This is a genomic window from Ferrovibrio sp. (assembly GCF_036381655.1).
In the GTDB taxonomy this organism is placed as follows: domain Bacteria; phylum Pseudomonadota; class Alphaproteobacteria; order Ferrovibrionales; family Ferrovibrionaceae; genus Ferrovibrio.
This window is the reverse complement of record NZ_DASVCJ010000020.1, coordinates 12,737-37,699: the sequence shown is the minus strand read 5'-3', so window position 1 is coordinate 37,699 and position 24,963 is coordinate 12,737. Positions and strand designations below refer to the sequence as shown.

Sequence of the window (24,963 nt, the reverse complement as noted above, 5' to 3'; positions counted from 1 at the left end):
ATGAGTTTTGCCCGAGCCGCAATACCCGCATCGCTGTTCCACCTGATGACCGGCCCGTTCCGCTTTGCCCTGCTCGCGGTGGCGGGCTTCAGTCTGGCGATCAACCTGCTGGTCCTGACCTCGCCGCTCTACATGATGCAGGTCTACGACCGCGTGTTGAGCAGTTCCAATCTTGATACGCTCATCTGGCTCACGGTGATGGCGACGGCGGCCTATATGGCCTTCGGCGCGCTGGAGACGGTGCGCAGCAATCTGCTGTCGCGCCTCGGCGCCTGGCTCGACCGCGCGCTGGCCGGACGCCTGATCGCCGCCGGCCTCGATGCGGCCGCCAGCGGCACGCCGACCGGCACGCAGCCCTTGCGCGATCTCGCACAGGTGCGCGGCTTTCTCACCGGGCCGGCCATGGCGCCGCTCTTCGATGCGCCCTGGACGCCGGTCTTCCTTGCCGTGCTGTGGATCATGCATCCCTGGCTGGGCGGCTTCGCGCTCGGCGCCGGCCTTTTGCTGCTGGCCCTGATGGTGGCGGGCGAATGGCTCACCCGCCGCGCGGTGCATGAGGGCGAAGCGCATCAGGTCAACGCCTATGCGCTGGCCGACGCCACGCTGCGCAGCGGCGAACTGGTCCGCGCGCTCGGCCTGCTGCCGGCCTTGCTGAGCCGCTGGCGCGGCGCGCAGGATCGCGCGCTGACGGCGCAGCAGAATGCCGCCGACCGCACATTGCGGCTGCATGGCCTGACCAAGGCGCTGCGCATGTTCGTGCAGACCGCCATCCTCGGCCTTGGTGCCTGGCTGGCGGTGCGCGGCGAGCTGACCTCGGGCGGCATGATCGCCGCCTCCATCCTGCTGGGCCGGGCGCTGGCGCCGATCGACCAGCTGCTCGGAAGCTGGAAGCAGTTCGTCGGCGTGCGCCACTCGTGGCAGCGTCTTGCCGTTCTGCTCAACCGCCATCCGCAGGCGCCGCCGCCGATGCCGCTGCCGCAGCCGCAGGGCGCGCTTTCGGTCGAAGGACTGACCTATGCGCCGGCGGGCGCGGAAAAGCCGGTGCTGCGCAACATCTCCTTCGCGCTCAGGCCGGGCCAGTCGCTCGGCATCATCGGGCCGTCCGCCGCCGGCAAGAGCACGCTCTGCCGCCTGCTGATCGGCGCGCTGCCGCCCAGCGCCGGCCATGTGCGGCTCGATCATGCCGATCTGGCCGCCTGGAACCGCGCCGAAATCGGCCCGCATCTCGGCTATCTGCCGCAGGAGGTGACCCTGTTCGCCGGCACCGTCGCCGAGAACATCGCCCGCATGGGGCATGGCAATGACAGCATCGACCCGGCGCTGATCGTCGCGGCGGCGCGGCAGGCGCATGTGCACGAGATGATCCTGCGCCTGCCGCAGGGCTACGAGACGCGCCTCGATGCCAGCGCCAGCCAGCTCTCCGGCGGCCAGCGCCAGCGCATCGGCCTGGCCCGCGCGCTGTATGGCAATCCGAAGCTGCTGGTGCTGGACGAGCCGAACGCGCATCTGGACGGCGAAGGCGAGGCGGCTTTGCTGGCCGCGCTCAAGGCCGCCCGGCAGCAGGGCTGCACGGTGATCATGGTCAATCACCGCCCCAGCATGCTCGAGCATAGCGACATGCTGCTGTTCCTGCGCGACGGCATGGCGCAGGCCTTCGGTCCGATCGAAGAGGTCTGGCCGCTGGTGACCGGACAGCCCGCCGCCCGCAAGGCCGCCATCCGCACCGTCTGATTTTCTTACAGGAGATCCGTTCATGACCCATCTCAGCGAGATCGGGGCGCCCGACCTGCGAGCCAGCCTGCGCCGCCCGCTCATTGCCGGCGCCTTGGTCTGCCTCGCCTTTTTCGGCGGCCTCGGCGCCTGGTCGGCGCTGGCGCCGCTCGCCACCGCCGCGCTCGGGCCGGGCGTCGTCAGTCCGGACGGCAACCGCCGCACCGTGCAGCATCTCGAAGGCGGCATCGTCAGGCAGCTGCTGGTGCAGGATGGCAGCCATGTCGAGGCCGGCGACACGCTGATCGTGCTGGACGACAAGGCCGCCCGCGCCGCCCGCGACCTCGCCCTGGGCGATCTGCGGCAATTGCTGGCGGTGGAAGGCCGCCTGCTGGCCGAGCGCGCCGGCGAGGGCGAGCCGCGCATCGCCGAGCAGTTGCGCGGCCATGCCGCCGAGCCGGAGGTCGCCGCGCTGCTGACGGCGCAACGCGAATTGATGCAGCAGCGCCGCGCCGCGCTGGAGCAGCGCCGCACCCTGCTGCAGCAACGCAGCGCCCAGGTCGATGACGAGATCGCCGGCCTGCGCGCGCAGATCGCCGGCCAGACCCGGCAGCTCGCGCTGATCGCCGAGGAAGTGAAGGGCGTCAACACGCTGCTGGAAAAGGGGCTGGAGCGCCGCCCGCGGCTGCTGGCGCTGCAGCGCGCCCAGGCCGAGATCGTCGGCGCGCGCGGCGCCAACGAGGCCGCCATCGCCCGCGCGCTGCAGACCATCGCCGAAACCGATGTGCAGATCAGCACGATGGAATCGCAGCGCCAGGAGGAGATCAGCACGCAACTGGCCGATGTCACCGGGCAGATCGCCGCGGCGCGCGACAAGCTGGCGGCGGCCGAGGACGTGCTGCGCCGGACCGTGGTCATCGCGCCGGTCGCCGGCACCGTCGTGCAGATGAAGGCGCGCACCATCGGCGGCATCGTCGGCGCCGGCCAGCCGATCCTCGACATCGTGCCGCGCGACGACGAATTGCTGATCGAGGCGCATATCGCGCCGAACGACATCGACATCGTGCATGAAGGCCTGCCGGCCCGCGTGGTGCTCTCGGCCTACAAGCTGCGCAACCAGCCGCGCATCGAGGGCCGGGTGCGCAGCGTCTCGGCCGACCGCATCGTCGAGCCCAACAGCAGCAAGCCTTATTACCTGGTCCGCGTCGAGGTCGACCGCGCGCAGCTCGCCCGGCTGGCGCCCGATATCGAACTCACGCCGGGCATGCCCGCCGAGGTCATGGTCATGGCCGGCACGCGCACCGCGCTCGGCTATCTGACCCAGCCCCTCATCGACTCGCTGCGGCAGAGCATGAACGAAAGCTGAGGCGCAGATCGGAAATCACGCACCTTACGCACATTACCCGGTTTGCAATATCCCTAGCGTAAAAAGGACCCCTCATGGCCAAGCCACGCGTACTCATCTCCACCGATATCGGCGGCTCGGATCCCGACGATGCCCAGTCGATGGTTCATGCCCTGCTCTATGGCGACAAGGTCAACCTGGTCGGCCTGGTCTCCACGCCGACCGGCCATTCCGGCAGCACGGCGGATATCCGCAAGGTGATCGACGCCTATGCGCAGGATTACGGCAAGCTGAAGACCTGGTCGGCCGATTATGCGACGCCGGATTACCTGCGCTCGATCACCAAGCAGGGCAATGTTCATGTCGCGCCCGCGCAGGGCTATTCGACGGCAACCGAAGGCTCCAAGCAGATCGTCGCCGCCGCGAAGGCCTCGGCCGAGCCGCTCTGGGTGCTCGCCTGGGGCGCGCTGACCGATGTCGCCCAGGCGCTGCATGACGATCCGTCCATCGCCGGCAAGATCAGGCTTTACAGCCTGGGGGCCTGGAATACCCAGCAGGATACCGCCGCCCGCGACTACATCTACAACACCTTCAAGGATCTGTGGTGGATCGAGAGCAACACCACGATGCGCGGCATGTATGTCGATGACGGCGGCGCCGGCAACAATAGCTGGCGCATGAGCGACGCGCAGGGCCATGGCGCGCTGGGCGAGTATTTCTACCACGCGCGCCCCTGGGGCCTGAAGATGGGCGATACGCCCTCGCTGCTCTATCTCATCGACAATGCCGACAACAACAATCCGGCCGCCGATAGCTGGGGCGGCGCCTATGTGAAGACCGGCCACGGCGACCATTACTGGTCCGACAACAAGGCGCCCAGCCTGATGAATGGCAGCTTTTACGGCTCGGAAACCGTGCAGAAGCACCAGAGCGAGATCTACCACGATTTCGCCATGCACCTCGATCACGCCAAGGCCGCCAATCCTGCCGGCGGCACATCGGGCGGAACGTCGGGTGGCACGTCAGGCGGTACGAATGCCGGCTCGGCTCCGCCGGCCTCGGGCGGCAGCGGCAATCCGGTCCTCGCCTATGACGACAATTACAAGATCGATCCCGACAAGTCGCTCTGGTTCAACACCAAGTATCTCACCTGGAACGACAAGGGCGCCGATGGCGGCCTGCATGTCAGTCATGTCGAAACCCACAGCGATGCCGGCGCGACCATCACCTGGGATGCCAGCAACGGCACGGTGCGCTACATCCCGCCGAAAGGCTGGCAGGGCAAGGATTCCTTCGATTACACGCTGAAGGATGCCGATGGCAGCAGCGATACGGCGACGATCCATGTGCAGGTCGGCAGCGGCACCAGCTCTGGCACGGGAACGGGCACCGGCACCGGCACCGGCGGTTCAGGCTCCGGTTCGGGCTCGGACGCGGCCGGTGCCGCCCCGCCGGCCACTGGCGGCAGCGGCAACCCGGTCTCGGTCGGCGACGATTATCACCGGATCAAGGCCGGCACGAAGGATTACTTCGCCGGCAAGTATCTGCTGATGAACGACAAGGGCGCCGATGGCGGCCTGCACATCACCGGCATGGACAGCGTCACCGCAGAGGGCGGCAAGGTCGCCTGGGATGCGGCGAAGGGCGCCGGCATCTACACGCCGAAGCCCGGCTTCACCGGCCATGATTCGGTGGCCTATGCGATCGCCGACAAGGATGGCAGCAGCGACAGCGGGCATCTGCATTTCGACGTGCTGCTCGCCTGACCGGACGATCGCCGCATGCACGGCAAGCCGCCGGGTTCTCCCGGCGGCCTTTTTTCGCGCCGTTTGCGGCGTCAGGCCTTGCGCTTCTTCGCGGCCGGCTTCCCGGGCAGGTGATTGGAGCGCGGCCGCCCGGCGCTCAGCATCAGCAGGGCCATGTCGTCGAGATCGGCCGACAGGCGGCTGAGCGTGGCGCCGCCGGCATGCAGCAGGCAATGCACGCCCCGGGCGCTGACGGCTTTCACCGTGGCGGCGACCGGCTTCGTCTCGTTCGCCAGCCACAGCCTGATGCGCGTTCCGGCGGCAAGGTCGACGCGCGGGGTGAACAGGCAGCCCTGCAGCGACAGGTTGGTCACCGCGCCGGGGGTCTCGGTCGCGCCATGCTCCAGCCGCGCGATGATCCTGGTATCGCGGCGCTGAAAGCGGCGGCGGTTGGCGGTGTCCGCCGCGGCCTTGGTCTTCTTGCCCGGCGTCGTTTTGCCGGACGTCTTGCTCCTGGATGCTTTCACGATCGTCTTTTTGGCACTCGCGGCTTTGTCAGCGGCCATTGAACCGAATCTCCCCCGTCTTTGCCTGCACACTAGCGGCGCCGCCGCGGCAAGGGAAGCGTGAATAAGAGCGGCTCCTGTCCGACAAAAGCATGGCGGCGCAGAGCCGCTTTCTTTACACTGCCGGTGGCAACGAAAGATTCACGACCGACCAAAAGCAGAATTCCATGTCCGTGCGTTTGCCGCCCGAGCCCGTCGTCTGGGCCTTGTCGCGTCATCAAGCCTATCTCAACAGCCGACCCGGCGGCGTGCGCCTGCAGCGCCGCGGCGAGGATTTTGCCGATCTCAAGCTGGATGCCGTGGTACTCGACGATGCCATCCTGCCGGGCTGCAGTTTCGCCGGCTCGTCGCTGAAGGGCGCGCAGTTCCTGCGGGCCGATCTGTTCGGCGTCGATTTCAGCCGCGCCGACCTGTCCAATACGATGTTCGACCGGGCCGATCTGCGCGGCGCCAATTTCCTGATGGCAAAGCTCAAGCAGACCTCGTTCCGCCAGGCCGATCTGCGGCCCGGCCAGATCGTGCGCCATGAGAAGGAGGGCGACGAAAACCGCGAGGACGTGCCGGTCAACCTGTCGGGCGCCAATCTGCAGGAGGCCAATCTCGGCCATGCCCATCTCGATCATGCCAATATGAGCAATTCCAGCGCGGTCGGCGCCACCTTCGTCGGCGCCTCGCTGTTCGCCGTCAACCTGACCGGCGCCGATCTTTCGGGGGCGGATTTCTCCGGCGCCCGCATGAAGGAGACCAGCTTCGTCGGCGCCAATCTGGACGGCGCCAAGCTGGCCGGCTGCGATCTGCGCGGCGCCAATCTGCGCAGCGTCGATCTGAGCGGCGTCGATCTGAGCGGCGCCAATCTGCAGGGCGCGATCTACCGCGAAGGCCAGGCGAAACTGCCGCCGGAGATCGAAGCGATGCTGGCCGCGCATGGCAAGTGGATCGCCTCGAACGGCCTGGAGGGCGAGCGCGCCGTCTTCAGCAAGATGAAGCTGCCGGGCATGGATTTCTCCAGTTGCGATCTGCGCGCGGCGGTTTTCCACGAGACCAATCTGGCCGGCGCCTTCTTCACCAAGAGCCAGTTGCTGTTCACCAGCTTCATCGGCGCCGATCTGCGGCGGGCGAATTTCGATCAGGCCAGCCTGGGCGGCGCGAATTTTTCCGGCGCGCTGCTGGCCGGCGCGGCCCTGCGCGGCGCGCAGCTTGTCGGCGTCGAAATCTTCAATGCCCTGAACCAGAAGACCGGCAAGGTGATCTTCCCGCGCTTCGACAATGCCGACCTGACCGGCGCGGATCTGCGCGGCGCCACCGTGGAGGGCGTCGATTTCGCCGGGGTGGTTTTCGAGAAGGTGAATTTCGCTGGCGCCGACCTGCGCCAGTGCACCGGGCTGCGCGGCCGCCGCGGCTAAACGCCGGTAACTCCATAACTAATTGCGAATCTTATCAATTCTGGCAACCGGCATTTTCTGGTTGCATTAACATGTTGCGATAACTAGCGTTCTCTCACCATCCTCAGTTGAACGACAATAGCGGCTTTGGACGCACACGATGTCCGATCACATGATACCGCCGCATGAGGTGCAGATCGTTCTCTCCCGCCATGCCGCCTTCCTGGCCGGTCGGCCGGGCGGCAGCCGACTGCAGAATGCCGGCGGCCATTACGGCAAGCTGAAGCTCGACGGCGTCAAGCTGGACGATGCCATCCTGCCGCGTGCGGAGTTCAGCCATGCCTCGCTGGCCGGCGCGCAGCTGCGCCGCGCCGATCTGTTCTGCGCCGACTTCCAGCATGCCGATCTGACGCGCGTGGTGTTCGACCGCGCCGATCTGCGCGGCGCCAATCTCGGCCGCGCCGTCCTGCGCCAGGCCTCGCTGGCGCAGGTGGATCTGCGTCCGGGCCAGCTCATGCTGGTCGAGCAGGGCGGCAGCAAGGAAGTCGCCGCCAATCTCGACGGCGCCAAGCTGGACGGCGCCGAATTCAAGAACGCGCAGCTCGACAATGCCAGCATGGCGGTCTCCTCCGCTGTCAACGCCTCCTTCAGCAATGCCAGCATGTACGCGGTCAACCTTGCCGGCGCCGATCTCTCCGGCGCCAATCTGGCCGGGGCGAAGATGAAGGACGCCAACCTGATCGGCGCCAATCTCGCCGGCGCGCGCCTGCAGGGCACCGATCTGCGCGGCGCCAATCTGCGCAATGTCGATCTCAGCCAGGTTGATCTCGACGGCGTCTCGCTGCAGGGCGCGATCTATCGCAAGGGCGACAGCCTGCCGCCGGAGATCGAAACCGTGCTGAAGCAGCACAGCACCTGGATCGCGACCGCCGGCGCGGAAGGCCAGCGCGCGGTGCTCAGCGGGCAGAAGCTCGATGGCATCAATTTCGCGGGCTGCGATCTGCGCGGCGCCGAACTGCACGGCGCGTCGCTGGAAGGCGCCGACTTCTCCAACGCGCAGATGATGTTCGCCAGCTTCGTCGGCGCCAACCTGCGCAAGGTCACCTTCGATCTGGCCGATCTAAGCGGCACCAATTTCACGAAGACCTGCCTGGCCGAAAGCCGCTGGCGCGGCGCGCGGGCGGTCGGGGTCGACATCTATAACGGGCGCAACCAGAAGACCGGCAAGGTCGTCTATCCTCGTTTCGAGGAGGCGGATCTCGCTAGGGCCGATCTGCGCGGCGCCGTCTTCGAAGGAATCGATTTCGCCACTGCCGTGATGGACGGCGCCAACCTGCAGGGCGCCGAACTGCGCCAGTGCGTCGGCATCCCGAGCGGCCGGAAATAGCCGAAGACGGCGGGCCGGTGCGTTACCAAGTCTTTCAGTTGCGTTACCGAGTCTTAACTCGCCGCCGTCTGCCGGCCCTGCCAAGGATGGGCAGGATTTCCCCTCGCCCTTCGGCGGCGCGGCTAGTCCCTTGTCCGTCCCCAGCCGGCGTCCTAGGCTGTTTTGCTAGATTTCATTCCAAAGTAATTCTCTCTGTGAGGGTTGCCAGCCAATGGCAGAACTGCGTTTCCCGTCATCGCAATTGACCGTTGCGCTGTCCCGCCACGCCGCCTGGGCGAACGGACGCAGCGACGGCGAGCGTCTGCAGCGCCGGGGCGAGGATTTCAGCTTCCTGCGGCTGGACAACGCCAAGCTCAACGACGCGATTCTGTCGCGCTGCCAGTTCGTCGGCGCCTCGCTGGTCAAGGCGGAGCTGCGCCGCGCCGATCTGTTCGCCGGCGATTTCATGCATGCCGATCTGTCGGGCGCGGTCATGGATCGCAGCGATCTGCGCGGCGCCAACATGATGAAAGCCATCCTGCGCGGCGCCTCGCTGAATCAGGCCGATCTGCGGCCCGGCCAGATCGTGGCCGGGGATGGCGGGATCAAGTCGCAGGCGGCCAACCTGAAAGAGGCCAAGATCGACGGCGCCGATCTGCGCGCGGCCCAGCTCGACGAAGCCAATCTCGCCGTCGCCTCCGCGACGGGCGCGAATTTCTCCAATGCCAGCCTGTTCGCGGTCAACCTCGCCGGCGCGGATCTGAGCGGCGCCAACCTGACCGCGGCGCGTCTGCGCGACGTCAATCTGGTCGGCGCCAAGATGGATGGCGTCCTGCTGCAGGGCGCCGATCTGCAGGGCGCCAATCTGCGCAATGTCGATCTCTCCAAGGTGAATCTGAAGGGCGTCGACCTGTCGGGCGCGGTGCACCGCAAATCGGCCAGCCTGCCGACCGAGATCGAGGTTCTGCTGCATGCCCATAGCCGCTGGATCGCCACCGGCGGCGCCGAGGGCCAGCGCGCCATCCTGAGCGGCAAGCGGCTCGCCGGCTGCGACTTCTCGAGCTGCGATCTGCGCGGCGCGGAGCTGCATGGCTGCGATCTGCAGAATGCCAGCTTCACCCATGCCCAGCTGCTCTTCGCCAGTTTCCTCGGCGCCGAAATGGTCAAGGCGAATTTCGATCAGGCCGATCTGGGCGGGGTCAACTTCACCGGCGCCGATCTGCGCGGCGCCACGTTCCGTGGCGCCAAGCTGACCGGGGCGCCGCTGTTCAGCGCCAGCCAGCAGGCGACCGGCCGCATCATCTATCCCATCCTGTCCGGCGCCGATCTGTCCGGCGCCGATTTCCGCGGCGCCGTGCTCGATCACATCGATCTGCGCAATGCCAAGCTGGAGCGGGCGAATTTCGCTGGCGCCGATCTGCGCCACTGCCTGGGCGCCGCCGAGACCCAGACGCCGGCGCCGGGACCCGCGATCCGCTCCTGATCGATTCTGATCTTTCGCGCGTTTTTCACCCCTGATCGCCGCGGGCGATCCTGGGAATCGATGCGCTTTGTGATCTCCGCCACTACCGCCCGGCCGGCGCCGTCCTACCCTGCTGGGCGGGAGGGGTATTCCAGATGGAGGCCGCGAAGTGACAGAACGGACAGATTTGATCGCCCCGGATTGGATTGCCCCGGATTGGATTGCCACCGCCCGGCAGGTCTGTGCCGGCGCCTTGCTGCTCGGCAGCCTCGCCGTGACCTGGCCCGATACCGCAGCGGCGGGCCAGTTCAGCCTCGCGCCCGGCGCGACGACGACGATCGATACCGGCGAGCGTGGCAACTACACCACCGTCACCATCCGCAATGCCGGCGCCGAGGCGGGGCGGCTTCGCTTCGCCGGTTCCGGCCGCGTGGTCGATGTTCCGGCTGGTGGCAAGGCGGACATCTATGAGGCCTTCGGCCGCGCCGGCACCAGCGTCAGCAATACCGGCCCGGTGCCGCTGATCGTGCAAACGCGCTACATGGAAACCTTCCACGGCCCTTGATGAGGGGCCCTTGAACTGGGGGTCCTCGATCTGGGGCCTTGCTAGGACAGCGGCGTGAAGCGGTCGCGATCGAGCGGCACGAAATCGCCCTGGCTGAAGCCGCCGCTGCCGCTCAGCTCCGAGATCGACCGCGGCTCGTAGGGAATCGCCGTCGGCCAGACCTGCACGCTGAGCACCATGGCCGCAACGTCGGGCGTGCCGCGGCTGAGCGGCAGCATGAGGCGGCGGGTGAAAGCCTGTTGCAGGATGCTGTCGGCATTGTCCCAGCGGAACAGGCTTTCGGAATAGACCGGCAGCGCCTGCTGCAGCACGGTGCCGTAGATCCGCTCCATATAGTCGCGATAGCTGCCCTGCATGATATCGGCGGTGGTCTTGCCGGTGAAATCGTAGGTATAGCGCTGCACATGGGCCGAGCCGACCAGGCGATAGCGCATCGCCGTCGACTGCGGCACCGGCTCGGTGATCAGGAGATTGGGCCATATGCCGGGGCGAAGCTGCAGCGGATCGATATCCGTCCGGTCCGGCATCAGGCGCCCGTTGCGCTTGGCGGCCCAGTAGCGGGCAACCTCCGATAAGATCGGCTCGTCGGCAAAGATCGGTTGCGTGGTGCCTTCTGGCACGGCTCACCCCCCAGGATGCGCAGTAGTATAGGGGACTATAGAGAAGTTGCCGCCTCTCCACCAATGCGATTGCCGGCTGAATCGGCCGCGGCCGCGGTCTTTTCGCCGCGCTGCAGTGGAGTTGCCAGGAAAAGGCCGAGTAGGAACCAGAATGTGCGCTGGTAGAAGAAATCATGTACCAGGCCAGAGGCCGTGATGCAGGTGAGAATGATCAGCAGCCCGAGACCCCAGCCGTGGTTATCGTCTTGCCTGAGCATCCGGAAGGCGCTGGAAGCAAGCTTGACAAGGATAGCGGCCACCACGACGAAGCCGATCAATCCCATTTCCGCAAGCAGCCATACGGGGATGGAATGGATGATCAGGAAAGGCAGGTGCATTTCCTCGCGCATCTGGATGTAGGAGCCGAGGCCGCCGCCGAAAATTGGGTGCTGAAGCCATAACTGCCAGCCCTGGACGATGCTGCTCCAGCGGTCGCCGGCATCATAGGCGCGTTCCAGTATCGGCGAGAGATACTGCATCACGCCGGGACTTACCAGAAGCTCGGATTTGTTGGCGAGCAAGGCTCTGGCAATCGCCGTAAGCCCGTCGATGATGAACGGAAGCGCAAGTGCCGCCAGCAGCGCAGCCAAAACGGTGCCGCAGGCCATTATCGCCTGTCGGCGCTGCTCCCGGCGGCTGAAGACGATCATCATGATCAGCGTGATGATCAGCATGCCCATGCCGGCGCGTGAATGCGAATAATAGATTGCCACAGCGATGACGGCGAGGATGCCATGCAGTGCCGCCTCGCGTCTGACGAACGCGCCGATACGGCTGGCGGTGATCGCGCAAGCCGCCGTCATGATCAATTGAAAGGCGAAGGCATTCGAGTTTGTCGCGTAGCCGCGCAAGGGGATGATAAAGGCGTCTTTGGATAGGGAGAGGCCGAACAACGTCAAAATCAGCAGGCCGAGCTGAATCGCGGCGACGCTGGCGCCCGCAACGACGAAGGTGGTCAGCAGCAGGCTTCTGCCCCATCTTTCCGGCACCAGGGCGGTCGAGGCGCCGACTGCGACATAGCCCAGGATGATAAGCCATCCGAAGCCGCGATTGACCAGAGCCCAGCTATTCGAGCCGAAACGGGCATAGCCGAACAGCAGGCTGGCGAACAGCAGTATTGAAATGGCGCACAGGCCGATCACCAGGGAACACGGCAATGGCGTCAGGCTCTGCCGCGACCACATGAAAAAGATCAGAAAGCCCAAGCCGGTCAGGGCCAGGATGTCTCCGGCATTCGCCGTCACTTCGCCGCCCTCGAGGGGAATGCGGATCTGGAAATAGAGCAGCACCGCACAAAGAATGGCGCTGCCGGCGACCATGACATTGCTCCAGCGGGAGACGCTGCCATCCATGGAGACAGGCATCGCGGCAATGCTGCCGCCCGGCCGGCGCCGCAACAGCAAAATCGTGCCGACCAGGCCGAAGCCGAGCAGGGCCACCATCGACAACAGGCCGATCGCGACCGCCCCGGCGACGGCCGCCGCCGGATCCAGTCCCAGCGCCCCCAATGCCTTGGCCGCGCTGAGTTCGCGGATGCCCCAGCCCGAGAAGCTGATCGGCAGGCTGGCCGAGAACATGACGATGGTGAGCGCAGCAACGACATCGCCGGTCATGTTCGGCAGGAAGAGATCGCCAAGGATTGCCAGATAGGCCGCCAGCATCAGCGCCTGGGCGGCCAGCGTCAGGGCGATGCTGGGCCAAAGCCTTCCCAGCTGGCGCAACGCCCCGGCGGCGGAAAGCTCGAAATCGGTCTTGTGGATCACCAGCCAGAGAACCGCGCCGCTGGTCACCGCCATGGCGGCGAGAAGCGAGATCAAATACGCGCCGCCGGCCTCCAGATCGATCTGGATGCTCAGGAAAAGATACAGCGCGCCGCCGATGCTGAGCAGGAACAGCAGCCCCGCCGCCAGCAGCCGTTCCCAGTAGGTCACCATCACGGATGCGGCGAAGGGCACGCCGGCACTGGTCAGCGCCGTCGCCCGGCTGAGGCTTTGGCCGACGACGTTGAACAGAAGGTAATTCGAGATTTGGCCGATGGAAAAGGCGAAGAAGATATCCCGCCATTTCGGCCGGTAGCCGAAGGACTTCAGAACCGAACGAAAGCGCAGCAGCGCCAGCAGCGAATTCGCGACGATCAGCGCCAGGGCCAGCCCAAGCGTCGTCAGCCGCAGATTGTCCAGTGAGGCGGCGATGGCGGAGAAGTCGAAGAAATAGAGGACGCCGGCCAGTCCGCCCAACGACACGACAGCAAGCAGGGCAGTCCGAAGATGGCGTCTTTGAAGCATTCTGCGTAGGATGCGGCGGTGAATCAGGGCGATAACCCTAAAGGAAATCGCCTTGCCCGTTAAGGGCGGGCGGCGGCGCGACCATACTACTTTGCCGGAAATTTATGGCTGGTGCTGCCGGACAGGATTGAACTGTCGACCTCTCCCTTACCAAGGGAGTGCTCTACCACTGAGCTACGGCAGCCCCGATTGGCCAGTTTCAGTGAACCGGTCTTTACGCACCGGTCTCAATGCGCCGGGCGCGATCGGAGCAGTCCCGCTCGCGCCTGCATGGCCAAAAACGGTCGCCATCCCGGCTCTTGCCGGGCGGGATGGCGTCGGGCGCGGAAACTGCCACAGGCGGCCGTCCCGCGCAAGCCGGAGATGGCGGCTTTTTCCGCCGGGATTTTTGCCGTCTTTCCGGCGTCTTTTGGCGTCTCAGCGCCTGCGGCGCAGGGGGGCGGGCGAAACGGCGGTTGACCCGGCGGTTGACCCGGCGGTTGACTCCGGGGCCCGGGCCTGGCTATCGCTGGCGCCGGTTTCATCCTCCCATCTCTCCTACGGGATCGGCGACATGATCGGTGCAGAGCCCGGCAAGGCCGGCGCGGAGATCGAGCGCAAAGCGGAGATCGAGCGCAAATTCCTGCTGCGCGAATCCGCTGCCGCCGCCGTCATTGCCGGCCTGTCCGGCCGCGCGCTGACCCAGGGCTATTTCGCGCCGATCGACGGCTGGTCGGTGCGCGTGCGGCTGTCCGCGGCGCAGACGCAAGAAACCGACGCGACCGCCTGGCTGAACCTGAAATCGCAGCAGCCGGGCGCCGTGCGCGAGGAGATCGAAGGCGCCCTGCCGGTCGATCTCGCCCGGCAGCTCCTCGCCGGCCTGCCGGCGGCGCAGCTGGTCAGCAAGATCCGCTACCGCCGGCCTTATGCGGATGGCGCGGACCTGGCCTGGGAAATCGACCGCTTCCGCGGCCGCCATGACGGCCTGTGGCTCGCCGAGATCGAGCTGCCGCGCGCCGATTATCCGCTCGATCTGCCGGACTGGCTCGGCGCCGAGGTGACCGCCGATCCGCGCTATCGCAATGCCGCACTGGCGCAGGCCGGCGCGAGCGACATGCCGCCGCCGGCGCCGCCCGAACTGGACAAGGCCGTGCGCCGCCTGCTGCGGGAGGCGGACCGCGCCATACCCGATGGCGCCATGCCCGGGCCGGATGCCTGCGATGCCGCCTGACAAGCCCAAACCCGCCGCCGGGCAGAGCGGCAACTGGAGCGAGCTGGACCAGGCCGCCCGCGCCGAGCGCCTGGCGGCGAAGCTGCGCGCCAACCTGGCCCGCCGCAAGCAGCAAAGCCGCTCCCGGCAGACGGCCGCGCCGGGCACGGGCACGGGCACAGGCGCGGGCAAGCCAAAGCCTTGACCGCGGCAAAACGCCCGCGTAAGCCCGGTGCGATGTTTCGCCGGCTCGAAAAGGGGGCGCGCCCATGTCCGTGATGTCCGATATCTGGATTCGCCGGATGGCGAAGGAGCACGGCATGATCGAGCCTTTCGTCGAGCAGCAGAAGCGTGAGGGCACGATCTCGTTCGGGCTGTCCTCCTACGGCTACGACGCGCGGGTCGCCCGCGAATTCAAGATCTTCACCAATGTCGACAGCGCCGTGGTCGATCCGAAGGAATTCTCCTCGAACAGCTTCGTCGACCGCGAGACCGATGTCTGCGTCATCCCGCCGAATTCCTTCGCGCTCGCCCGCACGGTGGAATATTTCCGCATCCCGCGCGACGTGCTGGTGATCTGCCTGGGCAAGAGTACCTATGCGCGCTGCGGCATCATCGTCAATGTCACGCCGCTCGAGCCGGAATGGGAAGGCCACGTGACCCTGGAATTCTCCAACACCACGCCGCTGCCGGCCAGAATCTATGCCAACGAGGGCGCTTGCCAGTTCCTGTTCCTCAAGGGCGATCAGCCCTGCGAGGTCAGCTACAAGGACCGCGCCGGCAAATATATGGGCCAGCGCGGCGTCACGCTGCCGAAGCTGTAGCCTGCGCGGCGCGGCGTTAGCGCGCCGCGCGGCTGCGTTTCGGAACGGTCTGGAGCAGGCGAACGAGCTGGGATTGCCGGCTGGTCTCCGTCTTGCCGAAGATGCTGCGCAACTGGCTGACAACGGTCGTGCGTGACACGCCGAAGCGTTCGGCGATCTCGGTCACCGAAAGGTCCTCCAGCAGCGCAAGGCAGACCCGCGCTTCTGCCGCCGTCAGGCCATAGAGTTTCTGCAGGATGGCACTCATATCCGGCGTCGCCTGCGCATCGGGATCGCTGACCGTGACCAGAACCTGGCCGCCACGGGTGTCGCCCAGCGGGGCGATCACGATCTGATAGGGGCGGCCATGTTCCTTCGCGACGGCGATGGCATCGCCCCGGCGGCAGGTGGCGCGGGCCGCGGCCGAGATCATCGCCGCCAGCACCGGCGCCTTCGACGGACTTACCGCAACCAGCCGGCCCTGAACCGCGGTGATGCAGTCGCGCCGGACCATCATCAGGCTGGCGGCACCGTTCATGTGCAGGATGCGCCCGCTGCCGTCGACCAGGAACTGCGCTACCGGATCGGCATTCAGCGCGTCCTCCAGCAGCGCGTAGCGCTGTCTGGCGGCATGCAGGCGGTCGTGCAGCTGATAGGCCCGTTTGATATGCGGGCGCAGCGCGCGGCAGATGTCGACTACCTCGTCCTCGAAGCAGGAATCGCGGATGCGGCGGTGGACGGAGATGATGATGTCCTCGTGGGTCATCGCCACCAGGCGGCCGACCTCCTGGCGCCGCAGGAAGTCATTGTAGAATTCGGTCTTCACCAGTTCTTCGCAGGGATACATCTCGTCGCTGAGATACAGTCCCGGACGGCCGCCAAAATCCTTGAGCAGTGCCTGCCGCCAGACGTCGTGGTCGACGTAGTAATTGGTGAAATCCTCCATCATTTCGAGCACGGCGGCCGATCCGGCCCAGATCCCGCCATCCTCCGGACGCCGGCCCGCGGTATACACGATCGCACTGGGTGTTCCCGCCGCTTTGGCAATGCGGTCCAGCGCGTCGGTCCAGAGCGCCGGCTCCGCGGCTGCCTCATAGAGGCCCGCAATTGCTTGATCGAGTTTCTCCATGTCTCCATCCCCCCCTGGAGATCATCGAAAAAGCCGGCCTGAGATCAGGCCGTCATCATGCCCGTTCCGCGCATAGCGCGTCGGCCGATATCCCGCATCCTCCATTTGAAGGATGCAAGAGGTTTTGTGGCTGAACCCAAGTTATCAGCTTACTGACGAATAACGGGGGTCGGGGCGGCGCCGCGTGCGGGAGATCACGCGGCGCCCGACGATCGAGAGTCCGCGGCTCAGAAGCTCGGATAACGCGCCGAATCGGTCGCGACATAGGACGCGACGCAGTGCGCCACCATGGCATCGCCGACCAGTGCTTCTGCCTGCTTCCGGTCATAGGACAGCATATAGGAACGGTTTGCCTTCCTGGCCGCTTCCTGGTCCGCCTTCGTCAGCTCGTCGAAAGCGGCGGTCACGGTGCGGCGGACGCCGTCCTCGCCGCGGAAGCATAGAAAGCCTAGCGGCATGGCGCTGCGCAGATTGGAAACGACCCGGTTGGCATCGGCCTTCATGGCGCTCAGATCCTGGGCCGGCGCCGGGCTGGATGCGAGCGCCAAGGTCTGCGCCTCGGCCGCCGCACCGAACCAAATCGCCATGACGGCGGCTACAACGGGAAGTGAATAACGCATGATCTGCCTCCTCTGGATGCGTTGAATCGCCGGCTGCGCCGGACGGGCATCATCCCTATAGGCAGCGCTCCATAACGCCGCATCCTCCGTATAGAGGATGGCGCGATGCCGCCACCCGGCGGCATCGCCGCACCGGTCGGCCATCGGCTCGCCCGCCGCAACGCCGCGCGGCAATGGCGTCCGTCCCGCCCTCGCGCACTGGCGATTCGGGCCGGCTTGCGCTAGACAAGCGTGATTTGGTGCTCCGCGCCCTCGGCCTTGCGTCGATGGCCTTTGGAATCAAGAGCTTATGGATCGCATTCGTTTGGTCGGCGGCAGGCCGCTGGAAGGCAGCATCGCAATCGGTGGGGCGAAGAACGCCGCTTTGCCGCTGATGGCGGCGGCGCTGCTGAGCGGCGAGACGCTGACGCTGTCCAATGTGCCGCATCTGGCCGACATCGCCACCATGGCGCATCTGCTGCAGCAACATGGCGTCGACGTGTCGATGGACGGGGGCAACGGAACCCCGGAAGGCCGCACCATCCACCTGAACGGCGCCAGGATCACCTCGACCTTGGCGCCCTACGACATCGTGCGCAAGATGCGCGCCAGCGTGCTGGTGCTCGGCCCGCTGCTGGCGCGCTTCCGCGAGGCCGAGGTCAGCCTGCCCGGCGGCTGCGCCATCGGCACGCGGCCGGTCGATCTGCATATCATGGGGCTGAAGGCGCTCGGCGCCGAGATCAATGTCGAGGCCGGCTACATCAAGGCCAAGGCGCCGACCGGCCTGAAGGGCGCCGTGATCCGCTTCCCGACCGTCTCGGTCGGCGCGACCGAGAATCTGCTGATGGCCGCCGCCCTGGCCGAGGGCACGACCGTTCTGGAGAATGCCGCGCGGGAGCCGGAGATTTCCGACCTCTGCCATTGCCTGATCGCCATGGGCGCGGCGATCGAAGGCGTCGGCACCGAGCATCTGACCATCCACGGCAAGCCCAGCCTGCATGGCGCCCGGCATCACATCGTGCCCGACCGCATCGAGACCGGCACCTTCGCCGCCGCCGTGGCGATCTGCGGCGGCAAGGTGGAACTCGTCGGCACGAGGCTCGATCTCATCGAATCGGTCGCCGACAAGCTGCGCGAGGCGGGCTGCGATGTCGACGAGACGCCGCGCGGCGTCAGGATCGCGCGGAACGGCAGCCGTCTGCGTGGTGTTGACTTCCTCACCCAGCCCTTTCCCGGGTTTCCCACCGACATGCAGGCGCAGGCGATGGCGCTGATGACCGTGGCGGAAGGGGCGGCGATGATCACCGAGACGATTTTCGAGAACCGCTTCATGCATGTGCCGGAACTGACCCGCATGGGCGCCAATATCGTCGTGCACGGCGCCTCGGCGCTGGTGCGCGGCGTGCCCAAGCTGACCGGGGCGCCGGTGATGGCGACCGATCTGCGCGCCTCGGTCTCGCTGGTGCTGGCCGGTCTTGCCGCCGAGGGCGAGACCATCGTCAACCGCGTCTACCATCTCGACCGCGGCTACGAGCGGCTGGAGGAGAAACTCTCCGCCTGCGGCGCGGTGATCGAACGGCTGAAGGGGTGACGATGGCCGAGCCGCGCCAGCAGAGCCCGCGTTTCGAACCCCTGCGCCTGCGCGCCGAGGATGTCGAGGATCTGACCGTGCTCTCGGCCTGTCTGCAGGACGCCACCCTGCGTCCGGTCGACATGGTCTATCAGCCGCGCCAGCGCCGCTTCGCCCTGGTGCTCAACCGCTTCCGCTGGGAAGACGAAGGCCGCGCCGATGCCAGCCGGCGGCTGATCCGCGCCGTGCCGCATGCCCGCGTCGCCGCCGGCCTGCATTTCGGCGGCGTGCTGCATGTCCGCTCGGCGGGATTCGACCGCAATGCCCGCACGGTGCTGGAATTGCTGTCGATCATGGCCGAGCCGCGCGAGGATGCCGCGGCGCTGCTGACGCTGGTTTTCGCCGGCGGCGGCGCCGTGCAGCTTGACGTCGAATGCATCGACGCCCAGATGCAGGATATAGGCCAGCCTTTCCCGGTCCGCCGCGTTCCGCAACACAAGGTCGAAGAATGAATGTCATGTCCAGCGATTTGAAGCCCAGCGACGGCAAGCTGGTCATGGCCTTGCCCAAGGGCCGCATCCTCAAGGAAGTGATGCCGCTGCTGCTCGCCGCCGGCATCGAGCCGGAAGCCGAGTTCGGCGACGACAACTCCCGCAAGCTGCGCTTCGCCACCAGCCAGCCGGATATCGAGCTGATCCGCGTGCGCAGTTTCGATGTCGCCACCTTCGTCGCCTTCGGCGCGGCGCAGCTCGGCGTCGCCGGCAATGACGTGCTGATGGAATTCGACTATCCGGAAATCTATGCGCCGCTCGATCTCGATATCGGCCATTGCCGCCTCAGCGTCGCCGAGCCGGCCGAGCTGTCCAAGTCGGACGACCCCAGGCGCTGGAGCCATGTGCGCGTCGCCACCAAATATCCGCATGTCACGCAGCAGTATTTCGCCCGCCGCGGCGTGCAGGCGGAATGCATCAAGCTGAACGGCGCGATGGAGCTGGCGCCGACCCTGGGGCTGTGCCGGCGCATCGTCGATCTGGTCTCGACCGGCGCGACCCTGAAGGCGAACGGGCTGGTCGAAGTGGAAGTGATCGCCCAGGTCACCTCGCGGCTGGTGGTCAACCGCGCGGCGCTGAAGACCCGGCCCGAGCAGGTCGGCGGCTGGCTCGAGAAGTTCCGCGCCGTCGTCGAGAAGAAGGTGGCCCATGCCGGTTGAACTCAACGCCGCCGATCAGGATTTCGCCGCCCGTTTCGAGGCGCTGATCAGGGCCAAGCGCGATGCCGAAGCGGATGTCACCGCCACGGTCGCGGCGATCGTCGCCGATGTGCGCAAGCGCGGCGATGCGGCCTTGCACGAACTCAACCTGAAATTCGACAAGGTCGATTCGGCCAGGCTCGGCCTGCGCATCGGCCAGGCCGAGATCGATGCCGCCGCGGCGCAGGTCGACAGGGCGACCTTCGGGGCGCTGGACGTCGCGGCCGAACGCATCCGCGCCTTCCATGCCAGGCAGAAGCCGGCGGACGATTTCTATACCGACGCGCAGGGCGTGAAGCTCGGCCATCGCTGGACGCCGCTGGACGCCGTCGGGCTCTATGTGCCGGGCGGCAAGGCGGCCTATCCCTCCTCGGTGCTGATGAACGCGATCCCCGCGATCGTCGCCGGCGTGCGCCGCGTCGTCGTCGCCGTGCCGACGCCGGGCGGCGAGCTCAATCCGCTGGTGATGGCGGCGCTGAAACTCGCCGGCGTGCACGAGGCCTATCGCGTCGGCGGTGCGCAGGCCGTTGCCGCGCTGGCCTATGGCACGCAAAGCATCGCGCCGGTCGACAAGATCACCGGCCCCGGCAACAGCTTCGTGGTCACCGCCAAGCGCCTCGTCTTCGGCCAGGTCGGCATCGACAATCCGGCCGGGCCGTCGGAAATCCTCGTCGTGGCCGACAACCGGAACGATCCGGCCTGGATCGCCGCCGACCTGCTGTCGCAGGCCGAGCATGACGAAGTCGCGCAGTCGGTGCTGATCACTGACGATGCCGCCTTCGCCGGCCGCGTCGGCGCCGCGGTGCGCCAGCAGCTTTCGACCATGCCGCGCAGCGCCATCGCCACGGCCTCGTGGGAGAAATTCGGCGCGCTGATCACGGTGAAGACCCTGCGCGATGCCGCGCCGCTGATCGACGCGATTGCGCCCGAGCATCTCGAACTCGCCATCGCCGAGCCGCAGGCCCTGGCGGCTTCGGTGCGCCATGCTGGCGCCATCTTCCTCGGCCGCCATACGCCGGAAGCGGTCGGCGATTACGTCGCCGGCCCCAACCATGTGCTGCCGACCGCCGGCGCGGCGCGCTTCGCCTCGGGGCTCAATCTGCTCGATTTCATGAAGCGCACCACGCTGGTGCAATGCGATCAGGCCTCGCTTGAGAAGATCGGTCCCGCCGCCGTGGCCCTGGCTGAGGCGGAAGGCCTGCACGGCCATGCCCTGTCGGTCGCCATCCGCCTGAAAAGCGGAGCGGCATGAGCGAAAAGGCGCCGCCGGCCAATCACCGGCTCGTCGGAGTCGAACTCGACGAGCGCAGCGTGGTGCGCCGTTCGCCCGATATCGAGCACGAGCGCAAGGTCGCGATCTTCGACCTGCTGGAGCAGAACGTCTTTTCGCCGGTCGGCGCGCATGAGGGCCAGGGGCCGTTCCAGCTCGGCCTGGCGATCGAGGAGAACCGGCTGGTCTTCGACATCCGCGCCGAGGACGACGCGCAGCTCGGCCGGATCATCCTGGCGCTGTCGCCCTTCCGCCGCATCGTCAAGGACTACTTCGCGATCTGCGACAGCTATTACCAGGCGATCAAGCGCGCCAGTCCCTCGCAGATCGAAACCCTCGACATGGCGCGGCGCGGCGTCCACAACGAAGGATCGGAACTGCTGCGCGAGCGGCTCAAGGGCAAGATCGACACCGATTTCGACACCGCCCGGCGGCTGTTCACCCTGATCTGCGTCTTGCATATCCGGTAGCCGGCGATGGGCGATCGGCTTCCCGCTAGCGTGCTGTTCTGCTGCACCCTGAACAGCGTGCGCTCGCCGATGGCGGAAGGCATTCTCAAGGCGCTCTATCCGCGCCAGATCTTCGTCGACTCGGTCGGCGTGCGCAAGGCGGCGGTCGATCCGCTCGCCGTCGAGGTGATGGACGAGATCGGCATCGACATCGCCAGGCACCGGCCGAAAGGCTTCGACGATCTGGAGGACAGCTCCTTCGATCTGATCATTTCGCTCTCCCCCGAGGCGCAGCATACGGCCGTCGAGATGACGCGCACCATGGCCTGCGACGTGGAATTCTGGCACACCTTCGATCCCACCGTGGTGGAGGGCACGCGCGAGCAGCGCCTGGCCGCCTATCGCGAGGTGCGCGACACGCTGCACAAGCGCATCCGCGCCCGGTTCGTGCGGCCGGTCGTCGCCAGCCCGTAGCGGCGCCGGATTGCCGCAAAGTCGCCATGGTTTTTCGGCTATGCTGGCCGGAAACGACCCTGGAGAAACGCATGGCCTTCCGCCTTCCGCTGCCGTCCGCCGCCCTTGCCATCGCCCTGCTTGCCGCCGGCTGCGCCATGGCCCAGCCGCAGGGCGGCCAGCCTGCCGACGCCACCTTGCTGAATCTGAGCGAGACGGCGGAGCGGGACGTGACCCCCGATACGATCCGCGCGCGCCTGCTGGCGCAGGTCAGTTCCGAACAGGCAGCGGTGGCGCAGAACGCCGTCAACGCGGCGATGACCAAGGCGCTGGCCAAGGCGCGCGCGCTCGGGCTCGAGGTCGAGACCGGCGGCTACAGCACCTATCAGGAGACGCCGCCGCGGCCGCAGAATCTGCCGCCCGGCACCAAGCCGCCGGCGGCGCAATGGCGCGCGCAGCAGAGCCTCGTCGTGATCTCCAAGGACGACGCGAAGCTGCTGGAAGCGGTCGGCGCGCTGCAGAATGACGGCCTGCTGCTGCAGGAACTCGGCTATACGGTATCGCGCGAACAGCAGCGCAGCCTGCAGGACGAATTGACGGCGGAAGCGCTGCAGCGCCTGGAGGCGCGCGCGAAGAAGGCCGCCGCGGCGCTGCATCTGCGCTTCGACGGCTGGGCGCGGGTCGGCATCAATGGCGGCGTCGTCCCGCCGCAGCCGATGTTCAAGGCCATGCGCGCCGAGACGATGGCGGCCGCCGCGCCGCCGGTGGCCGCCGCCGGCGAGCAGACGGTCAGCGTCAACGTGAGCGGCGAGGCGATCCTGCGCCGCGACTGACGCCTCGGCCGCGCCGGGCGGCGGCTTAAATCGTCAAGCCGGCCAGTCACTTGGCAGTGAGTTGGCGGAAACCGGGGCTTGCGGGCCGAACGGGCACTCTCTATCAAAGAGGGCACGAAAGGGATCCTCGTTGCCTACCCCCGCACCCTTGCCGCCGGACGAGGCTGGCCGCCTCGCCGCGCTCGAACGCTTTGCCATTCTCGATACGCCGAACGATCCGCGTTTCGATCGCCTGGTGGCGCTGACGGCGCAGATTTTCGGCGCCCAGGCGGCGACGGTGACGCTGATCGATGCCGACCGGCAATGGTTCAAGGCGCAATACGGCATCCAGTTGTCCGATTTGCCGCGCGCGAATGCCTTCAGCGCCTGGGCGATCCTGAGCGACGAGGTTTTCGTCGTCGAGGATCTGCGGCAGGACCGGCGTTTCGCCGATCATCCGCGCGTCGCCGGCGAGCCGTGGCTGCGTTTCTATGCCGGCGCGCCGCTGATCGCCGAGAACGGCTATCGCATCGGCGCCCTGACCGTGCTCGATACGCTGCCGCGCCGCTTCGATGCGGCCGACCGCGAAAAGCTGCGGGCGCTGGCGGCGCTCGCCAGCGATGCGCTGGATTTGCACCGCGCCCTGGCGGAAACCGAGATGGCGCGCGAGGAGGCGATGCTGGCCTCGCGCTCGAAAGGCGAATTCCTCGCCTTCATGAGCCACGAGCTGCGCACGCCGCTCAATGCCGTGATCGGCTTCGCCGGCCTGCTGGAAAGCGAGACCTACGGGCCGCTGGGCGATGCGCATTACAAGGATTATGCCGGCCTGATCCGCCAGGCGGGCGAGCATCTGCTCGAGGTGATCTCCAGCATCCTCGATCTCAGCCGCATCGAAGCCGGCAAGATGACGCTGACGCTGGACCGCCTGACCATCGTCGACGAGGCCGATGCGGTGATCTCGCTGCTGCTGCCGCAGGCGCGCCAGAAGGACCAGTCGCTGGTGATGGACGCCTCGCTGCACGCGCTGCCGCCGCTGGATGCCGACCGCAGCGCCTTCCGCCAGGTGCTGCTCAATCTGATCTCCAACGCCATCAAGTTCACCCCCGAGAATGGCCGCATCGTCGTGCAGGGCGCGGTGAAGAAGCGCGAAATCCAGATCAGCGTCGTCGATGACGGGCCGGGCATTTCCGACAGCGATCTCGTCCGGCTCGGCGAGGCCTTCTATCAGGCCGGGCCGAAGAACCAGCGCGGCCAGGGCACCGGGCTCGGCATCACCATCTCGCGCCGCCTGATGGGACTGCATGGCGGCCGGCTGCTGATCGAAAGCGCGCTGGGCGAGGGCACCACGGCGACCATGGTCTTCCCCTTGCGGGAAGCGTGATATGGTAAGCGGCGCGGATGGAATGGGGGGAACGATGCGTCGCCTGAAGACAATCCTGCTCGCTCTCGGCGCCGGTCTCGCCTTCGCGCTCGCCGCGCTGCCGCCGACCTGGCCGGGCCGACCGGGCCCGTCGTGCTGACCGTGCATGGCCATGTCGCCACGAGCAATCGCGGCGCGCTGGACGAGTTCGACGACGCCTTCTTCAAGGTGGGCAATGCCAGCTTCGGGAAGGCGGCAAGCTTGGATCTCGCCATGCTGCAGAAGCTCGGCATGATAAGCTGGCGGCGCATTACGACACCTGGCCGAGGGCCGTTCGTTTCGGGGGCCCCTTGCTGCGCGACGTGCTCAAGGCGGCCGGCGCGCCGGATGCCCGGCATGGCGGCCGCGCCGTGAAAGTGTTCGCCCTCGACGGCTATGGCGCCGAGATCCCGATGGCCGAGATCGACAAATACCCGATCCTGCTGGCATTCAAGGCCGATGGCCGCTGGCTCGGCTCGGCGGCCGCGGCCCGGCCTGGGTGGTCTATCCGCGCAAGCGCTATCCCGAGCTGAAGGCGCGGACGCTGCCAAATGGGTGTGGTCGGCGATCCGCATCGAGGTGGAGTAGTATCCGCCTCCGTTCCTTGTGCGTTCTAGTTGGACCGCACAAGTCCGCCCTCCCGGCTTGATTTTCCACAATTGCGCGCGCATGTTCCAACGCCGCGCCGATCCCCGGCGCGGCATTGCTTTACAGAGGCGGAATGGCGAAGGAAGAATTGCTGGAATTTCCCGGCGTTGTGGATGAATTGCTGCCCAACGCGATGTTCCGGGTCAAGTTGGACAACGGTCACGAGGTGCTGGCTCATACCTCGGGCAAGATGCGCAAGAACCGCATCCGTGTTCTGGCGGGCGACCGGGTCATGGTGGAAATGACCCCCTATGACCTGACCAAGGGCCGCATCACCTTCCGTTTCAAGTAAGTCCCTGCCGCGGGCG

General features: G+C 66.8%; 25 protein-coding genes and 1 tRNA gene. 20 read left to right on the top strand and 6 right to left on the bottom strand.

The annotated features are described in order from the left end of the window. The 3 genes from VF194_RS03880 to VF194_RS03870 all read left to right on the top strand — a co-directional run bounded on the left by VF194_RS03880 (position 1) and on the right by VF194_RS03870 (position 4,821). A complete protein-coding gene (locus VF194_RS03880) occupies positions 1-1,731 on the top strand; it encodes a type I secretion system permease/ATPase (protein ID WP_330888218.1) in 1,731 nt (576 codons plus the stop codon). Positions 1,732-1,753: 22 nt separating this feature from the next. Further along, a complete protein-coding gene (locus tag VF194_RS03875; RefSeq protein ID WP_330888216.1) occupies positions 1,754-3,076 on the top strand; it encodes an HlyD family type I secretion periplasmic adaptor subunit in 1,323 nt (440 codons plus the stop codon). Positions 3,077-3,150: 74 nt separating this feature from the next. Continuing rightward, complete coding sequence (locus VF194_RS03870) at positions 3,151-4,821, top strand: nucleoside hydrolase-like domain-containing protein (protein ID WP_330888214.1); 1,671 nt, start codon at positions 3,151-3,153, stop codon at positions 4,819-4,821. A 71-nt stretch (positions 4,822-4,892) separates the two neighbouring features. Here the strand turns inward: VF194_RS03870 and VF194_RS03865 are convergent, their stop codons facing one another. After that, positions 4,893-5,327, bottom strand: a complete 435-nt coding sequence (locus VF194_RS03865) for a PilZ domain-containing protein (protein WP_330888213.1) — start codon at positions 5,325-5,327, stop codon at positions 4,893-4,895. Positions 5,328-5,533: 206 nt separating this feature from the next. Here VF194_RS03865 and VF194_RS03860 point away from each other — a divergent pair, with 206 nt between their 5' ends. The 4 genes from VF194_RS03860 to VF194_RS03845 all read left to right on the top strand — a co-directional run bounded on the left by VF194_RS03860 (position 5,534) and on the right by VF194_RS03845 (position 10,141). Further along, positions 5,534-6,769, top strand: a complete 1,236-nt coding sequence (locus VF194_RS03860; RefSeq protein WP_330888211.1) for a pentapeptide repeat-containing protein — start codon at positions 5,534-5,536, stop codon at positions 6,767-6,769. A gap of 139 nt (positions 6,770-6,908) precedes the next feature. Then, a complete protein-coding gene (locus VF194_RS03855) occupies positions 6,909-8,135 on the top strand; it encodes a pentapeptide repeat-containing protein (RefSeq protein WP_330888209.1) in 1,227 nt (408 codons plus the stop codon). Positions 8,136-8,346: 211 nt separating this feature from the next. Beyond that, positions 8,347-9,597 carry a pentapeptide repeat-containing protein gene (locus VF194_RS03850; protein ID WP_330888207.1) on the top strand — a complete coding sequence of 417 codons (1,251 nt, stop codon included), beginning with the start codon at positions 8,347-8,349 and terminating at the stop codon, positions 9,595-9,597. 148 nt (positions 9,598-9,745) lie between these two features. Beyond that, positions 9,746-10,141, top strand: coding sequence for a hypothetical protein (locus VF194_RS03845; RefSeq protein ID WP_330888205.1), 396 nt, complete (start codon positions 9,746-9,748; stop codon positions 10,139-10,141). Positions 10,142-10,182: 41 nt separating this feature from the next. Here the strand turns inward: VF194_RS03845 and VF194_RS03840 are convergent, their stop codons facing one another. From VF194_RS03840 to VF194_RS03830, 3 genes are all read right to left on the bottom strand, one after another. Continuing rightward, positions 10,183-10,761 (bottom strand): PAS domain-containing protein, encoded by a 579-nt coding sequence (locus VF194_RS03840; protein WP_330888203.1) that lies wholly within the window; start codon positions 10,759-10,761, stop codon positions 10,183-10,185. A 35-nt stretch (positions 10,762-10,796) separates the two neighbouring features. Then, entirely contained in the window at positions 10,797-13,043 is a 2,247-nt protein-coding gene (locus VF194_RS03835; RefSeq protein WP_330888202.1) for a lysylphosphatidylglycerol synthase domain-containing protein, read from the bottom strand. A gap of 151 nt (positions 13,044-13,194) precedes the next feature. Then, a tRNA-Thr gene (locus VF194_RS03830) sits at positions 13,195-13,269 on the bottom strand. Positions 13,270-13,638: 369 nt separating this feature from the next. On the opposite strand from VF194_RS03830, the gene VF194_RS03825 reads away from it, so the two are divergent. From VF194_RS03825 to dcd, 3 genes are all read left to right on the top strand, one after another. Beyond that, complete coding sequence (locus VF194_RS03825; RefSeq protein ID WP_330888200.1) at positions 13,639-14,295, top strand: CYTH domain-containing protein; 657 nt, start codon at positions 13,639-13,641, stop codon at positions 14,293-14,295. Further along, entirely contained in the window at positions 14,285-14,479 is a 195-nt protein-coding gene (locus VF194_RS03820) for a hypothetical protein (protein WP_330888198.1), read from the top strand. Before VF194_RS03825 ends, VF194_RS03820 begins: the two co-directional genes overlap by 11 nt. 64 nt (positions 14,480-14,543) lie before the next feature. Then, on the top strand, positions 14,544-15,098 hold the full coding sequence (gene dcd / locus VF194_RS03815; protein WP_330888196.1) for a dCTP deaminase: 555 nt from the start codon (positions 14,544-14,546) through the stop codon (positions 15,096-15,098). Between the two features lie 16 nt (positions 15,099-15,114). Here dcd and VF194_RS03810 read toward each other — a convergent pair whose 3' ends face one another. Beyond that, positions 15,115-16,206 (bottom strand): hypothetical protein, encoded by a 1,092-nt coding sequence (locus tag VF194_RS03810; protein WP_330888194.1) that lies wholly within the window; start codon positions 16,204-16,206, stop codon positions 15,115-15,117. Between the two features lie 227 nt (positions 16,207-16,433). Further along, entirely contained in the window at positions 16,434-16,826 is a 393-nt protein-coding gene (locus tag VF194_RS03805) for a hypothetical protein (RefSeq protein WP_330888192.1), read from the bottom strand. A gap of 289 nt (positions 16,827-17,115) precedes the next feature. Here VF194_RS03805 and murA point away from each other — a divergent pair, with 289 nt between their 5' ends. The 10 genes from murA to infA all read left to right on the top strand — a co-directional run bounded on the left by murA (position 17,116) and on the right by infA (position 24,947). Continuing rightward, positions 17,116-18,396 carry a UDP-N-acetylglucosamine 1-carboxyvinyltransferase gene (gene murA, locus VF194_RS03800; protein WP_330888190.1) on the top strand — a complete coding sequence of 427 codons (1,281 nt, stop codon included), beginning with the start codon at positions 17,116-17,118 and terminating at the stop codon, positions 18,394-18,396. A gap of 2 nt (positions 18,397-18,398) precedes the next feature. Then, entirely contained in the window at positions 18,399-18,887 is a 489-nt protein-coding gene (locus VF194_RS03795) for a DUF2948 family protein (RefSeq protein ID WP_330888188.1), read from the top strand. A 5-nt stretch (positions 18,888-18,892) separates the two neighbouring features. Then, the gene (gene hisG / locus VF194_RS03790; RefSeq protein WP_330888186.1) at positions 18,893-19,585 is read left to right on the top strand and encodes an ATP phosphoribosyltransferase; all 693 of its coding nucleotides are present in this window, start codon (positions 18,893-18,895) and stop codon (positions 19,583-19,585) included. Then, the gene (gene hisD / locus VF194_RS03785) at positions 19,575-20,876 is read left to right on the top strand and encodes a histidinol dehydrogenase (protein WP_330888184.1); all 1,302 of its coding nucleotides are present in this window, start codon (positions 19,575-19,577) and stop codon (positions 20,874-20,876) included. The genes hisG and hisD overlap by 11 nt, the downstream gene beginning before the upstream one ends. Then, positions 20,873-21,364 (top strand): UPF0262 family protein, encoded by a 492-nt coding sequence (locus VF194_RS03780; RefSeq protein ID WP_330888182.1) that lies wholly within the window; start codon positions 20,873-20,875, stop codon positions 21,362-21,364. Before hisD ends, VF194_RS03780 begins: the two co-directional genes overlap by 4 nt. A 6-nt stretch (positions 21,365-21,370) precedes the next feature. Then, positions 21,371-21,817, top strand: coding sequence for an arsenate reductase ArsC (locus VF194_RS03775; RefSeq protein WP_330888180.1), 447 nt, complete (start codon positions 21,371-21,373; stop codon positions 21,815-21,817). Positions 21,818-21,888: 71 nt separating this feature from the next. Continuing rightward, positions 21,889-22,629, top strand: coding sequence for an SIMPL domain-containing protein (locus VF194_RS03770; RefSeq protein WP_330888178.1), 741 nt, complete (start codon positions 21,889-21,891; stop codon positions 22,627-22,629). A 130-nt stretch (positions 22,630-22,759) separates the two neighbouring features. Next, positions 22,760-23,989, top strand: a complete 1,230-nt coding sequence (locus tag VF194_RS03765) for a HAMP domain-containing sensor histidine kinase (RefSeq protein WP_330888176.1) — start codon at positions 22,760-22,762, stop codon at positions 23,987-23,989. A gap of 329 nt (positions 23,990-24,318) precedes the next feature. After that, on the top strand, positions 24,319-24,540 hold the full coding sequence (locus VF194_RS03760) for a hypothetical protein (RefSeq protein ID WP_330888174.1): 222 nt from the start codon (positions 24,319-24,321) through the stop codon (positions 24,538-24,540). 188 nt (positions 24,541-24,728) lie between these two features. Further along, complete coding sequence (gene infA / locus VF194_RS03755) at positions 24,729-24,947, top strand: translation initiation factor IF-1 (protein WP_330888172.1); 219 nt, start codon at positions 24,729-24,731, stop codon at positions 24,945-24,947. Positions 24,948-24,963 lie beyond the last annotated feature (16 nt).

What these genes read in the sequence shown, in the direction of transcription:
- murA (WP_330888190.1), top strand. Translation starts at nt 17,116, where the DNA reads ATGGATCGCATTCGTTTGGTCGGCGGCAGGCCGCTGGAAGGCAGCATC.
- VF194_RS03825 (WP_330888200.1), top strand. Translation starts at nt 13,639, where the DNA reads ATGATCGGTGCAGAGCCCGGCAAGGCCGGCGCGGAGATCGAGCGCAAA.
- VF194_RS03780 (WP_330888182.1), top strand. Translation starts at nt 20,873, where the DNA reads ATGAGCGAAAAGGCGCCGCCGGCCAATCACCGGCTCGTCGGAGTCGAA.
- hisG (WP_330888186.1), top strand. Translation starts at nt 18,893, where the DNA reads ATGTCCAGCGATTTGAAGCCCAGCGACGGCAAGCTGGTCATGGCCTTG.
- VF194_RS03880 (WP_330888218.1), top strand. Translation starts at nt 1, where the DNA reads ATGAGTTTTGCCCGAGCCGCAATACCCGCATCGCTGTTCCACCTGATG.
- hisD (WP_330888184.1), top strand. Translation starts at nt 19,575, where the DNA reads ATGCCGGTTGAACTCAACGCCGCCGATCAGGATTTCGCCGCCCGTTTC.
- VF194_RS03870 (WP_330888214.1), top strand. Translation starts at nt 3,151, where the DNA reads ATGGCCAAGCCACGCGTACTCATCTCCACCGATATCGGCGGCTCGGAT.
- infA (WP_330888172.1), top strand. Translation starts at nt 24,729, where the DNA reads ATGGCGAAGGAAGAATTGCTGGAATTTCCCGGCGTTGTGGATGAATTG.
- VF194_RS03820 (WP_330888198.1), top strand. Translation starts at nt 14,285, where the DNA reads ATGCCGCCTGACAAGCCCAAACCCGCCGCCGGGCAGAGCGGCAACTGG.
- VF194_RS03855 (WP_330888209.1), top strand. Translation starts at nt 6,909, where the DNA reads ATGTCCGATCACATGATACCGCCGCATGAGGTGCAGATCGTTCTCTCC.
- VF194_RS03805 (WP_330888192.1), bottom strand. Translation starts at nt 16,826, where the DNA reads ATGCGTTATTCACTTCCCGTTGTAGCCGCCGTCATGGCGATTTGGTTC.
- VF194_RS03775 (WP_330888180.1), top strand. Translation starts at nt 21,371, where the DNA reads ATGGGCGATCGGCTTCCCGCTAGCGTGCTGTTCTGCTGCACCCTGAAC.
- VF194_RS03810 (WP_330888194.1), bottom strand. Translation starts at nt 16,206, where the DNA reads ATGGAGAAACTCGATCAAGCAATTGCGGGCCTCTATGAGGCAGCCGCG.
- VF194_RS03860 (WP_330888211.1), top strand. Translation starts at nt 5,534, where the DNA reads ATGTCCGTGCGTTTGCCGCCCGAGCCCGTCGTCTGGGCCTTGTCGCGT.
- dcd (WP_330888196.1), top strand. Translation starts at nt 14,544, where the DNA reads ATGTCCGTGATGTCCGATATCTGGATTCGCCGGATGGCGAAGGAGCAC.
- VF194_RS03850 (WP_330888207.1), top strand. Translation starts at nt 8,347, where the DNA reads ATGGCAGAACTGCGTTTCCCGTCATCGCAATTGACCGTTGCGCTGTCC.
- VF194_RS03770 (WP_330888178.1), top strand. Translation starts at nt 21,889, where the DNA reads ATGGCCTTCCGCCTTCCGCTGCCGTCCGCCGCCCTTGCCATCGCCCTG.
- VF194_RS03875 (WP_330888216.1), top strand. Translation starts at nt 1,754, where the DNA reads ATGACCCATCTCAGCGAGATCGGGGCGCCCGACCTGCGAGCCAGCCTG.
- VF194_RS03795 (WP_330888188.1), top strand. Translation starts at nt 18,399, where the DNA reads ATGGCCGAGCCGCGCCAGCAGAGCCCGCGTTTCGAACCCCTGCGCCTG.